We start from the raw sequence: 14,951 nt of genomic DNA, 5'->3' as shown, positions 1-14,951 counted from the left end.
AGGGCTAGGAGGCGCCTGTTTTACTGACCGAACACTACTACCATGGGATTTTTCAAGAAACGCAATGTCAATGATCTGGGTGAGAAGAAGCGCGATATGCCGGAGGGGCTGTGGACGAAGTGTCCGTCGTGCGGGGAGAGCCTGTTTGAGCAGGCGCTGGCGAAGAATCTGAGGGTGTGCACGAGCTGCGGCTACCATTTTACGATTGGGTCTGACGAGAGGATCGCGAGCCTGGTGGATGAGGGGAGCTTTGTGGAGATGGACAAGGGCCTGGACTCTGTGAATGCGCTGGGCTTTAAGGGCTACCTGGACAAGGTGAAGGCGTATCAGAATAAGACGGGTCTGACGGAGGCGGTGGTGACGGGCAGGGCGATGATCGAGGCGCAGCCGGTGCTGCTGGCGATCATGGATTTCCGGTTTCTGGGTGCGAGCATGGGGAGCGTGGTGGGGGAGAAGATCACGCGTGCGATCGAGGCGGCGACGGCGGAGCGGAAGCCGGTGATCGTGTTTTCGGCGTCGGGTGGTGCGCGCATGCATGAGGGGATTTTGAGCCTGATGCAGATGGCGAAGACGAGCGGTGCGCTGGCGCGGCATGCGGAGGCGAAGCTGCCGTATATCTCGGTGCTGACGCATCCGACGACGGGCGGGGTGACGGCGAGCTTTGCGACGCTGGGGGATCTGATTTTGGCGGAACCGAAGTGCATGATCGGTTTTGCGGGTCCGCGTGTGGTGAAGGAGACGACGCATGCGGATCTGCCGCCGGGGTTTCAGACGGCGGAGTTTATGATGCAGCACGGTCTGGTGGATATGATCGTGGAGCGGAAGGAGATGCGGGGGACGCTGGGGAAGGTGCTGCGGTATATGGGGGGCGGGAAGTAGAGTTTGCGATTGTTGGCGGTGGTTTGCGGTTGTTGAGAGACGACGAGACCATCAGACTATGAGACAATCAGATGGGGAGATGAGGAGTGGCATGCACGCGATGGGGCGTGTGTGCGGGGTGGGGGAGGTGGGGTGATTTATGATTTATGATTTATGATTTCGGAGAGGGGAAGCTGGGAGGAGTGGTGGTTTGGGCGGAGTTTTGGAGGGTGCTAAGGAGACTGTGGGTGTGGGGGATGCGGATGGGGGTAGGTTTGGTTTTGGTGCAGAGGCGCTGGTAAAAGATGGATGGTAAAAGATTCTGAGGTGTGGGTGGTGTGGAGGGGGATGGGAGATTGGGGGGGGAATTTTTTACACCGCAGAGATTGGAGAAACGCAGAGGTTTGTGTGTGTGGGTGGAGGAGGGGGTAGAGAGAAGGAGGGGAGGAGTGGGGGTGGTTTGGTGCAGAGGGGTTGGTAAAAGATGGATGGTAAAAGATTCTGAGGTGTGGGAGATGAGGAGGTGGATGGGAGATTGAGGGGGCAATTTTTTACACCGCAGAGATTGGAAAAACGCAGAGGTTTGTGTGTGGGTGGAGGAGGGGGCAGTGAGAAGGAGGGAAGGAGTGGGGATGGTTTTTTATTTGAGATTGGGGGTTGATTTTGGATTTGGGGGCCCAAGGGGTTTGGGGGTGGCTGTGGCGCGGGTGCTGGGGCCGATGGGGTGGGTTTTCTAACTTTCTATGGAGGTGGTTTTATGACTGTGGGTGCTGAGGGTGAGGTGGTGTGTGCGAGGGCTGCGGCGGCGGCTGGGGGTGGGGCGAGGCGTCGTGGCGGGGTGCGGAAGGGGAGGCCTACACGGGGTGCGGCGGGGTGGGGTGCGTGGGTGGCGCGGGCGCGTGAGATGGGGGTGGGGGAGGGGGAGATGGTGTTTGAGCTGCATGTGCGGCTGGGGCTGCCGCTGATGCAGGTGGCGGATGTGCTGGGACTGGAGCTGGCGACGGTGCAGGGGCTGTGGGAGCAGGGCTGCGCGGTGCGAAGGGTGCCTGAGCCGAGGTGTGAGGCGGATTTTGTGGGGCTGCGGGAGCAGGTGGGGACGGCGCTGTGGCAGACGGTGGAGGCGACGTTTTCAGGACTGTGGCTGGGGGCGTGCGGATCGGCGGGTGGCGCGGAGGGGCCTGGGGATGGCGGGGCGGCGACGTCGCCGATGCTGGGGATCCGGCTGAAGGCGCTGAAGCAGTTTGTGGAGCTCTATGACCTGGATGGAGGTGGGCAGTCGGAGGTGTGCCGTGCGGAGCCGTATTCAACGCCGGAGGAGGTGGCGGAGCTGGTGAGGGCGCGGCTGCTGGAGCTGCATGGGAGGGGGAGGGATGGGAGTTTGCTGTAGATGGGGGGTGGGTTGGGGGGAGAGTTTAAAGTTTCAGGTTTAAAGTTGCAGGAAGGGCGAGTGCTGGATGCTGGATGGGGTGTGTTAGGCGGGGACGAAGGGGATGGGGGTGGATTGGGGGTAGCCTGAGGAGGGGAGGTGGAATAACCCGCAAAAATGGGCGGAAATGTGGCTTTCCGCATTTGCACTCAAAACAAATGGGCGCATGCTGCGGTCCCCCTCATGAGTGCTACACTGCCGTACCGCGCTAACGCGGATTTCCTCGAGTCCAAGTATGTGGACTGGAAAAAAGACCCTGCTTCCGTCGAACCGCTTTGGTCTTCCTTTTTCGAAGGTTTTGAACTGGGCATGGCCCGTCTGCCATCGAAAGGCGCTGAAGCTGCGGGTGGTGGAGACGCCGCCCCGCTTTCTGAGAAGACGCTGAGCTTCCGGATGCGGGTGACGAATGCGCTGCAGAATTTCCGTGCGCTGGGCCATACGGCTGCGCACCTGGATCCGCTGAGCGATGCGGGGCCTGAGGTGCCTGCGCTGACGCTGGCGGGGCTGGGCTTTACGGCGGAGGAGCTGGAGGAGGATGTGCAGACGCATCTCTTCCGCAACGGGCAGACGATGAAGCTGAAGCATATGCTGGCGGAGCTGCAGCAGATCTACTGCCGGAAGACGGGGTATGAGTTTATGCACATCCACCACCCTGAGGTGCGTGCGTGGCTGCTGGACCGGATCGAGGGCCGTGACCTGAATGCGAAGCCGGATGCGCAGGATCAGCTGAAGGCGCTGCGCTGGCTGCTGGAGGCGGAGTCTTTTGAGCGATTCCTGCACCGCCGGTTTGTGGGACAGAAGCGTTTCTCGGTGGAGGGCGGTGAGAGCATGCTGGTGGCGCTGGAGACGCTGCTGGAGGCGCTGCCTGCGGCAGGGGGCAAGGAGATCATCCTGGGGATGGCGCACCGCGGCCGTCTGAGCGTGCTGGCGAACTTCCTGCGGAAGCCGCTGGAGTATCTCTTCTATGAGTTTAGCGAGAACTATGTGCCGAACATGGTGTCTGGCGATGGTGATGTGAAGTATCACCTGGGCTTTGAGACGATGAGGCAGACGACTGGCGGGAACACGGTGGGTGTGATGCTGGCTCCGAACCCGAGCCATCTGGAGGCTGTGGATCCGGTGGTGGAAGGGATGGCGCGTGCGCGCCAGCGTGCGCTGGGCGACACGAAGGAGCGCAAGAAGGTGGTGCCGGTGCTGGTGCACGGGGACGCTGCGTTTGCGGGCCAGGGGCTGGTGGCGGAGGTGCTGAACCTTTCGCAGCTGCCGGGCTACCGCACGGGCGGCACGGTGCACATCATCATCAACAACCAGATCGGCTTCACGACGATGCCGGAGGATGCGCGCAGCTCCGACTATTGTACGGACGTGGCGAAGATGATCGAGGCGCCGGTTTTCCATGTGAATGGCGACTGCCCGCTGGAGGTGATGAACGCGACGCGCCTGGCGTTTGAGTTCCGCCAGACGTTTGGCCGCGACGTGATCGTGGACATCGTGTGCTATCGCCGCCACGGCCACAATGAGACGGACGAGCCTGGATTTACGCAGCCGAACATGGCGCGCGCGATCGCTGAGCATCCGTCCACAGCGACGCTGTTCCGTCTGGATCTGGCGGCGACGGGCGTGCTGGACGAGGCTGGTGCGGCTGCGCTGCAGCGCGAGCTGGACGACCAGCTGGAGCAGGGGATCAAGACGCTGGCGGACCGCGACAAGGGTGCGGACGGCGGCAATCCGTTTGAGGGCAGCATGGCGATGCCGCAGCCTGCGTATGACTACACGCCGGTGAAGACGGGCGTGGCGCTGACGAACCTGAAGACGATCGGGCAGCGTCTGCTGGAGACGCCGGAGGAGTTCAACCTGCATCCGACGATCGCGAAACGTTTCCTGGCAGCGCGCAAGAAGGCGATCGAGGCCGGCGAAGGAATCGACTGGGCGTATGCGGAGTCGCTGGCGTTTGGCAGCCTGCTGACGGAGGGGCACGGAGTGCGCCTGAGTGGTCAGGATGTGCGACGCGGTACGTTCAGCCAGCGGCACAGTGTGTTTTATGACAGCCAGACGCGCGAGCGGTACATCCCGCTGAACAATCTGGCTGCCGAACAGGGGCGCTACTGCGTGTACAACAGCCTGCTTTCCGAAGCTGCGGTGCTGGGCTTTGACTACGGGTACTCGCTGCTGGCGAGCAACCTGCTGGTTTGCTGGGAGGCGCAGTTTGGCGACTTTGTGAACGGCGCGCAGGTGATCATCGACCAGTTCATCTCGAGTGCCGAGAGCAAGTGGCAGCGGCCGAGCCATGTGACGCTGCTGCTGCCGCACGGGTATGAAGGCCAGGGGCCGGAGCACTCGAGCGCACGACTGGAGCGATTCCTGCAGCTGTGTGCCGGAGGCAACATGCAGGTGTGCAACTTCACAACGCCTGCGCAGTATTTCCATGCGCTGCGCCGCCAGATCAAGCGCAGCACGCGCAAGCCGCTGGTGGTGATGACGCCGAAGAGCCTGCTGCGGCACCCGAAGTGTGTGTCGAAGCTGACCGAAATGGCGGAGGACACGACCTTCAAGGAAGTGCTGGACGACGACAAGCTGCTGGCGCCGCCGGAGCGGATCACCCGACTGATCCTGTGCAGCGGCAAGGTGTACTACGACCTGCTGGAATTCCGCGAGGAGAACGAGATCAAGAACGCAGCGATCATCCGAATCGAGCAGCTGTATCCGCTGAACTACGAGATGCTGAAGGAGATCGTGGCGAAGTATCCGCGTGCGCAGAAGAAGTGGATCTGGTGCCAGGAAGAGCCGCGGAACATGGGTGCGTTTTACTACATCCGCCCGCGTCTGGAAGAGCTCTCGAACCACAAGCTGCGGTACGCAGGCCGCGAACGCAGCTCCAGCCCGGCCGCCGGCTCCAAGGCGATCCACTCCCTCGAGCAGGACAAGCTCGTGGAGTCCGCGTTCAGCGTTTGATTCAACCAGCAGCCTTAGAATTACTCCCCCTACTCCGTCATGCCCTCAGACATCAAAATACCCGCACTCGGCGAATCCGTCGCCGGTGGACAGATTGCGAAATGGCACTTCAAAGAAGGTGACTACGTCAAAACTGGCGACATCCTGCTGACGCTGGAAACCGACAAGGTGGCCGCGGAAGTGACTGCGGAAGCCAGCGGTGCGCTGCACATCGGCAAGCAGGCCGGTGAAGATGTGGAAGTGGGCGGTGTGGTCGGTTCGATCGATGAAAGCGCTGCACCTGCGGCGAAGGCTGAAGCACCGAAGCCGGCCCCGGCTGCTGCTCCTGCACCCGCGCCTGCGGCGAAGGAGGCTGAGAAGCCTGCGAACGTGACGGAATTCAAGGTGGTGCCGAAGCCCGAGCCGACCCCGGCTCCTGCGCCGAAGGCCGCCCCGGCCCCGGAAGGCCGCGTGACGCGCAAGAAGATGACGCCGCTGCGCAAGAAGATCGCCGACCAGCTGGTGAGCGCGCAGCGCACGGCTGCGATCCTGACGACCTTCAACGAGTGCGACATGAGCAACATCATGGCGCTGCGCTCGCAGCTGCAGGACAACTTTGTGAAGAAGAACGGTGTGAAGCTGGGCTTCATGAGCTTCTTCATCAAGGCGGTGGTGGAAGCGCTGAAGGCGGTGCCGCAGATCAATGTGCGCGTGGAAGGCGACGAGATCGTGCAGCAGCACTACTATGACATCGGCGTGGCGGTGGGCACGGAGCGCGGGCTGATCGTGCCGGTGCTGCGTGACGCGGACCAGAAGAGCTTTGCGGACCTGGAGAAAGACATCCTGGGCTACGCGGCGAAATCCAAGGAAGGCAAGATTCAGGTGAGCGACCTGACCGGCGGTGTCTTCACGATCTCCAACGGTGGTGTGTACGGATCCCTGCTGAGCACGCCGATCATCAACCCGCCGCAGAGCGCGATCCTGGGGATGCACAGCATCCAGCAGCGTGCGGTGGTGGTGGACGGCCAAGTGGTCGTGCGCCCGATGATGTATCTGGCGCTGAGCTATGACCACCGTGTGGTCGATGGCAAAGAGGCGGTGACCTTCCTCATCCGGGTGAAGGACTGCATTGAAAATCCGGCACGCATGCTGGTGGGCGCGTGAGGAGACGCTGAGTCTGAAACTCAAGATTCGAAGACCGCAGAGTTCCTGGAAGCAGGGTTCTGCGGTCTTTTTGTGTGCATGACCCAGGACAACGTCAAATGATGAAGGGTGGAATGATGGTCTGCATGCCCGGATTTTGGACGGGTTTTCGTAGAGCCTGTCACATTGATTGGATGGCGGAGCGGCCCATGGGCGGTGTGATACCACGAGTCCTTGAAAACGGGTCTGCAATTCTGTCGCCGCAGGCATGGCGTGCATCTGGATTTGGAGTGCGGTCGCGCAGATGCAAGGCGCAGGCCTGCATCGGAGCCACCGCTTTCGCGGGGTCGTGAAGGTTCTTCGGCCTCAGCCAGCTGTCCGGCCTGCGGAAAGCGGTAGCTTCGTTCGTTCCTCACTGCGCGACCGCACTCCAAATGGGACGCTGCGCTTTCAGGCCCCAGAACCTGCGGCACGCTCATGCACTTACGGGCTATCGCCACACCCATCCCACGATCCAAGATAGCGGACCAGCCATTCCACTTGTCATCCGAGGAAGACTCTGAGTCTGTGATCCTGTGCAGACTCGTTTTCAACTGCCAGCGGTATTATACCACAATCAGCTGAAAACGGTTCTGTCTCAGAGGGAGAGTTCGTTGCCGGAGACCTGGAGGTGGACTTGTATTGGAGCACTTTGTGACAGCGGGGCCCATGTGCGGCGGAGTTCCAGGCAGGCGCTTCTGGCGAGCGAGGTGGGCGAAGAAGGTCTTGGGTTTGCTTCCCGGATTGGATGGCGGGTAACCCAGGGTCGCCTCGCTGAGGCTCGGCTGACCCTGGGCTCAATTACGCAACCCCTTTGGGGTTGGTTCGATGCGGGCGGAGTGAGGAAAAAACAGCCCTGTTTTCAATCGAGCATGGTATTAGACCGGTTCTCAAAAAGCCTGTCACCTTGCCCGGGCGGCGGAGCGGCCCCATTGGCTGCGTTGGTCGCTTGCCTGTTATTTTCAAATAGCAGGCGGCGCTCCCGCCATGCCACTGGGGCCGCTGCGCTCGCCGGTTCAATCGGACATTCTTTGCGAGAACCGGTCATGGTCCTATGAGGGATGAATAAAGGAGAACCTCAGGACAATCTTTTTGAGAAGCGGGTGAAATCTGCGATAGAGTCAATTTATTGCTGAACAATGAGAGCGTCAGGCGTTCTCATCCTAAGCCTGAAGTATTTTAGATGGCATTTGATCCCCCCAGCACGAATCTGACGAGTGAGGCGCCCGCGCCGAAGGGGTGGGGTGTGTGGCTGCGGAACAAGTTTCTGGCGGGGCTGGCGCTGGCGCTGCCGCTGATCATCACGTTCTGGATCCTGTTTTCGATCTACGACCTGCTGCACGCGTGGAGCAAGCCAGTGCTGGCGCAGACGGTGAACCTCATCAATGAGTTTTCCGAACAGCCGCTGCTGAACATCGAGGACCCGAATCTGGAGAGCCTGACAAATTTCATCGGGTTCCTGTTTTCGGTGCTGGCCATTCTGGGGCTGGGCTTCATGGCGACGAATGTGATCGGCGTGCACATCGTGACGGCGGTGGACAAGCTGCTGCTGAGGATTCCGCTGGTGGCGGTGATCTACCGGCCGCTGAAGCAGGTGATCGACGCGTTTCGGAGCCTGGGTGGGACGAAGCAGAATTTCAAACGGGTGGTGTATGTGGAGTATCCGGTGCCTGGGATGCGGATGATCGGATTTGCGACGGGGCAGTACTGCGATGCGCAGACGGGCAAGGCGCAGACCTGCGTGCTGCTGCCGACGGCACCGAGCCCGATGACGGGGATCCTGCTGGTGGTGGACTCTGACAAGATCTCGGATGCGCCGATCACGATCGAAGAGGCGATGAAGATGATCATCTCAGGCGGGCTGGTGTCTCCGCTGAATGCGGCGCCGCTGAATCAGAAGCCTGCCACGGGATCGCTGGCAGAGCCGCCGGTGCCTGCGCCCGAACCTGAGCTGGAACTGCCGGCAGGGCTGCCGAGGGCGGAAGACTTTGATGCCGGGGACACGGAGATCCTGGCGCAGTCCCTGGACATCAAGAGCGGGAAGCGCTGGCTGCGTGCGCTGCCGTGGAAGAAACGTTGAATACAAGGTGATCATCGACTGGCAAACCTGGCAGCCCGGAACGCGAGCGACGCTGATGTTCATCCTTGATGAGGTGAAGCGGGAGGTGCTGCTCATTCGGAAGAAGCGCGGACTGGGCGCGGGTAAGATCAACGGCCCGGGTGGCAAGATCGACCCGGGTGAGACCTCGCTGCAATGCGCGATCCGTGAGACGCAGGAGGAGCTGGGCGTGACGGCGCTGGACCCGGTGCACCACGGGGAGCTGTGGTTTCAGTTTGTGGACGGGCTGCGGATGCATGTGGATGTGTATGTGGCCACGGCACACGAGGGGGAGCCGGTGGAGACGGACGAGGCGGTGCCGCTGTGGACGCCGCTGCATGCGCTGCCGTTTGATGAGATGTGGGCGGATGACATCCACTGGCTGGAGCGGATGCTGGTGGAGCGTGAGAAGTTTCTGGGAAGGTTTGTGTTTGATGATGACAAGATGCTCACACACGAAGTGAAGTGGGGGTGAGTTTTTTGATTCCAGGCGAGGGTGGATCGTGGGTATGATCCGTGCATGAAATGTCTCCTGCTGCTGTGTGGTGTTTTCTGGATTCAGGCTGTGTGTGTGGCTGCGGCTGATGATCCGCCGAACATCGTGCTGGTGATGGCGGATGACCAGGGGTGGGGCGACATGGGCTACAACGGGAACGCGGAGCTGAAGACGCCGAATTTTGATGCGCTGGCCAAGGAGGGGGTGAGGTTTGATCAATTCCATGCGGCTGCGCCGGTGTGCTCTCCTACACGCGGGAGCGTGCTGACGGGACGCACACCGAACCGGTATGGGTGCTTTTCGTGGGGGCACCCGATCCGGCCGCAGGAGATCACGATCGCGAAGGCGCTGAAAACGGCGGGGTATGCGACGGGGCATTTTGGGAAGTGGCATCTGGGATCGGTGCAGAAGGACAGCCCGGTGAGCCCGGGGGCGTGCGGGTTTGATGAATGGGTGTCGTCGCCGAACTTCTTTGATCTGGACCCGGTGCTGAGCGTGCAGGGGAAGGCGACGGCGTTTCAGGGGGACAGCTCGGACATCACGGTGGATGAGGCGCTGAAATTCATCCGGCGGTGTGCGGAGAAGAAGCAGCGGTTTCTAGCGGTGGTGTGGTTTGGGTCTCCGCATGACCCGCATCAGGCGCTGGAGGCGGACCGGGCGCTGTATGAGGGGCTGCCGGTGAAGAAGCAGCATTTTTATGGGGAGATCACCGCGATGGACCGTGCGTTTGGGAAGCTGAGGGGGGAACTCAAGAATCTGGATTTGAGAGAGAACACGCTGCTGTGGTACTGCAGCGACAATGGGGCGCTGCCGAAGGTGGGCTCGACGGGCGGGCGACGGGGATTCAAGGGGCAGATCTTTGAGGGCGGGCTGGCGGTGCCGGGGCTGATGGAGTGGCCGGAGGCATTTCCGGAGCCGAAGGTCATCAAGGCACCGTGTGTGACCTCTGACATCTATCCGACGGTACTAGGACTGGCAGGGGTGAAGATGGAGAAGCAGCCACCGCTGGACGGGATGGACCTGATGCCGCTGCTGACCGGGGAGGTGAAGAAGCGGACGCAGCCAATCGGATTCTGGGACTACGGGCAGAAGGGGATCGCCACGCCCTCGAAGGCGTGGATGGATGAACTGCTGGCGGCACAGGCCAAGGGGGAAGAGCCGAAGGACCCTGCGCGGCTGATGCCAGATGCGGGAGTGATTGGCCAGCCGGTGTCGGTGACGGAGTTTCCGGGGCATGCGGCGTGGCTGGACTGGCCGTGGAAACTGCACCGGGTGGAGGACCGGAAGACCCATGAGGTATCCTGGGAGCTGTATAATCTGGAGACGGACCCGGATGAGAGCAACGTGCTGCTGGCCGAGCAGCCGGAGCGGGTGCCGCAGATGCAGAAGGAGCTGGAAGACTGGCTGGAGAGCGTGGCGCGGAGCCTGAACGGGGAAGATTATGGGAGGAAGGTTGAATGAACGCTTAGTTTTCAGAACGAGTGAGCTGTTCTATAAAAAGAGTCTGTGCGTCGGTTTGAGTACGCACTTGCCAGGTCGTCATTGAGTGCTAAAAGAAAGATGGAATTGAAAAGACAAACCGCTGAAATTTTAGGATTTCGAATTCATTAAGAATTCTAGAATTTCAAAAATTTGCTTTAAATTCTAAAAATATCTTGCGGTAGTAAGATGTTTCGTGTTACTATAACTTCAATTGCGGGTATAGCTTAGTGGTAAAGTTCCAGCCTTCCACGCTGGCCATGTGGGTTCGATTCCCACTACCCGCTCTGAGGACACGTCAACATCTGTAAATCTCTCTTTATGCCGCTCATGAAAACTGTCCCTTGCTCTCGCATTGCGAGCATCGTCGCCTGTTTATTTATGGCTGCGTCTGCTTCGGCTGAAACTGCGGCCAACTGCACTGAGATCTCCAATGACGTGAAGGTGGCGGTGGAAAAAGACCCCTCCAAAGTTCTGATGGTTGTGGAAGATGCACTGGTGATCAATGAAGGCTGTGCGCACGACATCGTGAAGACGGCGATCATCGCCTCCAAGGCTGACTCTGCGATGGCGAACCAGATCGTGCAGACGGCGGTGTCTGTGGCCCCCAAGATGGCGGGCGTGATCAACGATGCTGCGACTTCAGCGATTCCTGGACTGGCGATCAATGCGCCTGCGCCAGCCCCAGCGCCGGTGGCGTCCAACATTGAGTATGAGCGCCCTGTGATGCCTGTGTCTGGGAAAAATCCTGACAAGAATCCCGTGGTGCCGGTTTCGAAGGAGCCAGATTTTTTTGTGCCCTCCACCATCCGTGGAGTGTTTCTGCTGATGCCGCCTGCGTCCGGTCCGATCCCTCCCCGCACGAACACGAATCCTGTTTCTCCTTCGAACTCGATTCCGTAACCGGCATTTTTTAAAGCAAAGCTTTTCCGCCATTGATCCTTCAAATGGTCTCCACCTCCATGCGCTCCAAACTGGCAATCCTCATCCTGGCCCTCGCCGTGCTCTGCCCGGCGGCACTCCGTGCGCAGGGACTCGTGGCGATCCAGAACTACTCTGCAGACTTCCGGACGGAGGAACCCCTGACCTTTTCTGTGATTGCCAACACAGGCTATGACCGGCTGAAGTACAACGTGGGATCGCCTACGCTTAGCAACATCGACTCCTGGTATACACAGGGCGGGGCATCGCTGTCCTACACACGTCCTGACCAGACGACGCCCTTCAGTTTCAGCCTGGAGAGCAGCGTGCTGCAGTATGTGAAGGGAGTGCCCACCTACGGCAACACTTTCTACAACGGCCGTGCGAACTTCAATTTTGAGCACCGCTTTTCCGAACGCCTGAAGGTGAGCGACAACTTTTACCTGACCTACGGTACGAACCCCACGAGCGCGTTTGGCTACGGCGGAACGAGCGCCCTGTGGAACGGGCAGTTTCTGTATGGGTATAACAACCTGAATGTGAGCTATGCGTGGTCTCCGAGACTGTCTACGACCACGTCTTACACGTTTGACGGCATTGCCTACCAGGACTCGACGGTGGCGACCTCCCAGGACCGGTACTCGCACCTGTTTGGCCAGCAGCTGGCGTATAAAGTTTCCAAACGGACGAGCCTGACGGCCGAGTATCGCTACCGCCTGACGGACTACACGAAGAGCGCCTTTCAGAACTACCGCTCCCACTTTGCCCTGGCGGGTGTGGATCATGCGTGGAGCGAGAATCTTTCCACGTCTGTGCGTGCCGGTGCGGAGTTTTACCAAAATGCCACCGTGGACAAAACGAAGCCGTATGCGGAAGCTGCGGTCAATTACTCCGTGGCCAGGCAGACGCAGCTGCGGTGGTTTTCGATGCTGGGCTTCAACGGTGTGCTGCTGGGCAACTACACGAGCAGCTACGGCGTGAACACAGGTGTGCAGGTGAACCACCAGGTGACCAAGCGGCTCAGTGTGAACGGTGGTGCGAGCTATGCGCACTCTGAGCTTTCCGGCGGGACCGCACCTGACCAGAGGCAGGACTCGGTGTTTCTCAATGCAGGCATCGGCTATCAGCTGATGGACAACCTGAACGTGAACGCGAACTACTCCTTCTCAACGCAGCTTTCGAACAACGCTCTGATCGAGTTTAACCGCAATCGTTTCTCTCTCGGAGCCACAGCCACCTTTTAGTCCCAACAGCCCAAACGATCCGCCGGCGGGCAGATTCGACGAGTGCGAATCTCCCGCTGGTGGTATTTCAAGGCGGATTTCTTAACTTTTCTGAATAATCAAGCCTGCCCAGTCATGAACGAGTCCGGCAACGAACTGCAGAAACACGCGATGGACACCTGGCAGGTGATCAAGAATCGCTTTGGGCTGATTTCGCTCTCGTTTCTGCTGATCTTTGCAGCGGCGGCGGTGCTGACGTACATCATGCCGCGCAAGTATCGCGGACATGTGGAGATGACGATCGAGCGAATCACGCAGGACATCAACGTGTTTGACCGGAACCGCGGGGACAGCCTGGCCTTCACGCAGGAGTACATCAAGACGCAGTTTGAGACGATCACGAAGCCGACGACGCTGTATCCGGTGATCGACAAGCTGGAGCTGGCGAAGAAGTGGCAGCTGCCGAGCCGGCAGGCGGCGCTGGCAAAGCTGAGGGCGAACCTGGAGACGCAGTCGATGCTGAGGTCTGACTTTGTGGTGATCGACTACTATGACCAGGATGCGCAGCTGGCGGCGAACGTAGCGAACGAGGTGGCGCACAGCTACATGGCGCAGCGCAACAGCATCGAGACGGAGAAGAAGCACAAGGCGCTGGAAGTGCTGCAACAGCAGATCTCCGAGCAGGAGGGGCTGCGCCGGCAGGCGCAGGTGCGCTCGCAGGAAGCGAGGAGGAAGGCGGGGATCGTGGGTGACTGGATCGTGGGGGGGAACAACTCGCTGACGCCCGGTGGCGAGATGCGAAGTGAAAAGGACTCGATGGTGATCTCCCGTGAGCAGGCGCTGATGCAGGCGGACCAAGACATCCTGGCGCTGCAGTCCGAGATCGACCAGGTGAGCAAGCTTTCGCCAGATGAGCTGATCGAGCAGGCGTCTGGACTGAAGCTGGAGAACCAGAACATCCTGGCGATGACCTCGAAGCTGCAGGAGCTGAAGGTGGCGCGCGAGGGGCTCATGAATGAGGGGCGCGGGCGGATGCATCCGCAGGTGCTGAGCGCAGACAGCCAGATGGCGGAGTACAAGAAGCTGATCCTGGCAGCGGCGCAGGCCCATGTGGCGGGGCTGCAGAACCGGCTGGATGCGGCGAAGAAGAAGCGTGATTCGCTGCAGGTGTACAATGATGATGCCAAGAAGGAGCTGCAGGACATGACGGCGCTGTACACGGAGTACAAGACGGCCAAGGATGAGGTGACTTACCTGGAGGACCTGATTGTCAAAATGAGGTCGCGCTACTTTGAAGAAAAGGCGGGGATCGAGCTGGTGAAGTCTCCGGCGACGATCTACTCGGAGGCGGAGCCTGAGGCGAAGCCGGCGAAGCCGAATGTGCCGCTGCACCTGGCGCTGGGCGGCGTGCTGGGGCTGATGTTTGGGCTGGGGCTGGCCTTCTTCCTGGAGTACATGGACACGACGGTGAAGAACCTGGATGACGTGGAGCGCTATCTGGGGGTGCCGGTGCTGGCGGTGGTGCCGAAGGATGTGGGAGTGCTGCACCGCTCGAGCGGATTTAATCCTGATGCGGAGGCGTACCGTATTCTGCGAACGAACATCGAATTCAACCGCCGCAACCCGGATGCCAACTGCATCAGCGTGGTGAGCGGTGGTGCAGGCGAGGGGAAATCCACGACGATGGTGAACCTGGCGTATGTGTGTGCGCAGGGCGGATACAACGTGCTGCTTATTGATGCCGACCTGCGCAGGCCGAGCCTGCACACGCATTTTGATGTGAGCCATGCGACCGGGCTGACGAATTACCTGACCACTGACGTGCGGCTGGAGGATGTGGTGCTGCGCACGCAGGTGGAGAACCTGTTTTTCCTGCCGAGCGGACTGCTGCCTGCGGACAGCGCGGGGCTGCTGAACTCGCAGCGGATGGCGGACATGATCAACGAGGTGAAGAGCCGGTTTGACCTGGTGCTGATCGACTCTCCGCCGATCCTGGGGGTGAGTGATGCCTCGGTGCTGGCGAACCTGGCGGACATGACGATGATCGTGGTGCAGCACCGCAAGCTGCCACGCCACATGCTGATGCGGGTGAAGCAGAGCGTGGAGAATGTGGGGGGCAAGGTGGTGGGCGTGGTGCTGAACAACGTGGACCTGCGCAGCGACGCCCAGTACCAGTATTACACGAGCTACTACACCTACTACTCGCCGACGAATTCGCCGAATGGCGCTCAGGGCGGGAAGTCGCGACGCCGGAAGATCAAGGCTGAGACGACGGCGACGGTGCTGGGCGGCCAGGGCATGCCGCGAGCGGGCGGCGATGATATTTTTTAAACCAGG

The 14,951-nt window shown here is 60.4% G+C and carries 10 protein-coding genes and 1 tRNA gene; all 11 read left to right on the top strand.

Annotated features, from left to right (window positions below):
• The first annotated feature begins 42 nt into the window (after positions 1-42).
• On the top strand, positions 43-879 hold the full coding sequence (gene accD, locus HNQ65_RS18030; protein ID WP_184341511.1) for an acetyl-CoA carboxylase, carboxyltransferase subunit beta: 837 nt from the start codon (positions 43-45) through the stop codon (positions 877-879).
• 736 nt (positions 880-1,615) lie between these two features.
• Positions 1,616-2,245 (top strand): hypothetical protein, encoded by a 630-nt coding sequence (locus HNQ65_RS18025; RefSeq protein WP_184341509.1) that lies wholly within the window; start codon positions 1,616-1,618, stop codon positions 2,243-2,245.
• Between the two features lie 222 nt (positions 2,246-2,467).
• On the top strand, positions 2,468-5,236 hold the full coding sequence (locus tag HNQ65_RS18020) for a 2-oxoglutarate dehydrogenase E1 component (RefSeq protein ID WP_184341507.1): 2,769 nt from the start codon (positions 2,468-2,470) through the stop codon (positions 5,234-5,236).
• A gap of 39 nt (positions 5,237-5,275) precedes the next feature.
• Positions 5,276-6,379, top strand: a complete 1,104-nt coding sequence (sucB, locus tag HNQ65_RS18015; RefSeq protein ID WP_184341506.1) for a dihydrolipoyllysine-residue succinyltransferase — start codon at positions 5,276-5,278, stop codon at positions 6,377-6,379.
• 1,201 nt (positions 6,380-7,580) lie between these two features.
• Positions 7,581-8,477 carry a DUF502 domain-containing protein gene (locus HNQ65_RS18010; protein ID WP_184341504.1) on the top strand — a complete coding sequence of 299 codons (897 nt, stop codon included), beginning with the start codon at positions 7,581-7,583 and terminating at the stop codon, positions 8,475-8,477.
• Between the two features lie 55 nt (positions 8,478-8,532).
• Complete coding sequence (locus HNQ65_RS18005) at positions 8,533-8,970, top strand: 8-oxo-dGTP diphosphatase (RefSeq protein ID WP_246438370.1); 438 nt, start codon at positions 8,533-8,535, stop codon at positions 8,968-8,970.
• A gap of 45 nt (positions 8,971-9,015) precedes the next feature.
• The gene (locus tag HNQ65_RS18000) at positions 9,016-10,452 is read left to right on the top strand and encodes a sulfatase family protein (RefSeq protein WP_184341500.1); all 1,437 of its coding nucleotides are present in this window, start codon (positions 9,016-9,018) and stop codon (positions 10,450-10,452) included.
• A gap of 234 nt (positions 10,453-10,686) precedes the next feature.
• Positions 10,687-10,757 (top strand) — tRNA-Gly (locus tag HNQ65_RS17995).
• A gap of 43 nt (positions 10,758-10,800) precedes the next feature.
• A complete protein-coding gene (locus tag HNQ65_RS17990; RefSeq protein ID WP_184341498.1) occupies positions 10,801-11,373 on the top strand; it encodes a hypothetical protein in 573 nt (190 codons plus the stop codon).
• Between the two features lie 59 nt (positions 11,374-11,432).
• Positions 11,433-12,635, top strand: coding sequence for an outer membrane beta-barrel protein (locus tag HNQ65_RS17985; protein WP_184341496.1), 1,203 nt, complete (start codon positions 11,433-11,435; stop codon positions 12,633-12,635).
• 114 nt (positions 12,636-12,749) lie between these two features.
• Positions 12,750-14,945: a GumC family protein gene (locus HNQ65_RS17980; protein WP_184341494.1), complete on the top strand. Its 2,196-nt coding sequence runs from the start codon at positions 12,750-12,752 to the stop codon at positions 14,943-14,945.
• Positions 14,946-14,951: the final 6 nt, after the last annotated feature.

This window comes from Prosthecobacter vanneervenii (assembly GCF_014203095.1).
Taxonomy (GTDB): Bacteria; Verrucomicrobiota; Verrucomicrobiia; order Verrucomicrobiales; family Verrucomicrobiaceae; genus Prosthecobacter; species Prosthecobacter vanneervenii.
The sequence above is the reverse complement of the archived record's forward strand: the minus strand, read 5'-3'. Positions and strand labels throughout refer to the sequence as shown.

Excerpts from the sequence above, each read along its gene's own strand:
- sucB (WP_184341506.1), top strand. The coding sequence starts at position 5,276 with ATGCCCTCAGACATCAAAATACCCGCACTCGGCGAATCCGTCGCCGGT.
- HNQ65_RS17985 (WP_184341496.1), top strand. The coding sequence starts at position 11,433 with ATGCGCTCCAAACTGGCAATCCTCATCCTGGCCCTCGCCGTGCTCTGC.
- accD (WP_184341511.1), top strand. The coding sequence starts at position 43 with ATGGGATTTTTCAAGAAACGCAATGTCAATGATCTGGGTGAGAAGAAG.
- HNQ65_RS17980 (WP_184341494.1), top strand. The coding sequence starts at position 12,750 with ATGAACGAGTCCGGCAACGAACTGCAGAAACACGCGATGGACACCTGG.
- HNQ65_RS18005 (WP_246438370.1), top strand. The coding sequence starts at position 8,533 with ATGTTCATCCTTGATGAGGTGAAGCGGGAGGTGCTGCTCATTCGGAAG.
- HNQ65_RS18025 (WP_184341509.1), top strand. The coding sequence starts at position 1,616 with ATGACTGTGGGTGCTGAGGGTGAGGTGGTGTGTGCGAGGGCTGCGGCG.
- HNQ65_RS18020 (WP_184341507.1), top strand. The coding sequence starts at position 2,468 with ATGAGTGCTACACTGCCGTACCGCGCTAACGCGGATTTCCTCGAGTCC.
- HNQ65_RS17990 (WP_184341498.1), top strand. The coding sequence starts at position 10,801 with ATGAAAACTGTCCCTTGCTCTCGCATTGCGAGCATCGTCGCCTGTTTA.
- HNQ65_RS18010 (WP_184341504.1), top strand. The coding sequence starts at position 7,581 with ATGGCATTTGATCCCCCCAGCACGAATCTGACGAGTGAGGCGCCCGCG.
- HNQ65_RS18000 (WP_184341500.1), top strand. The coding sequence starts at position 9,016 with ATGAAATGTCTCCTGCTGCTGTGTGGTGTTTTCTGGATTCAGGCTGTG.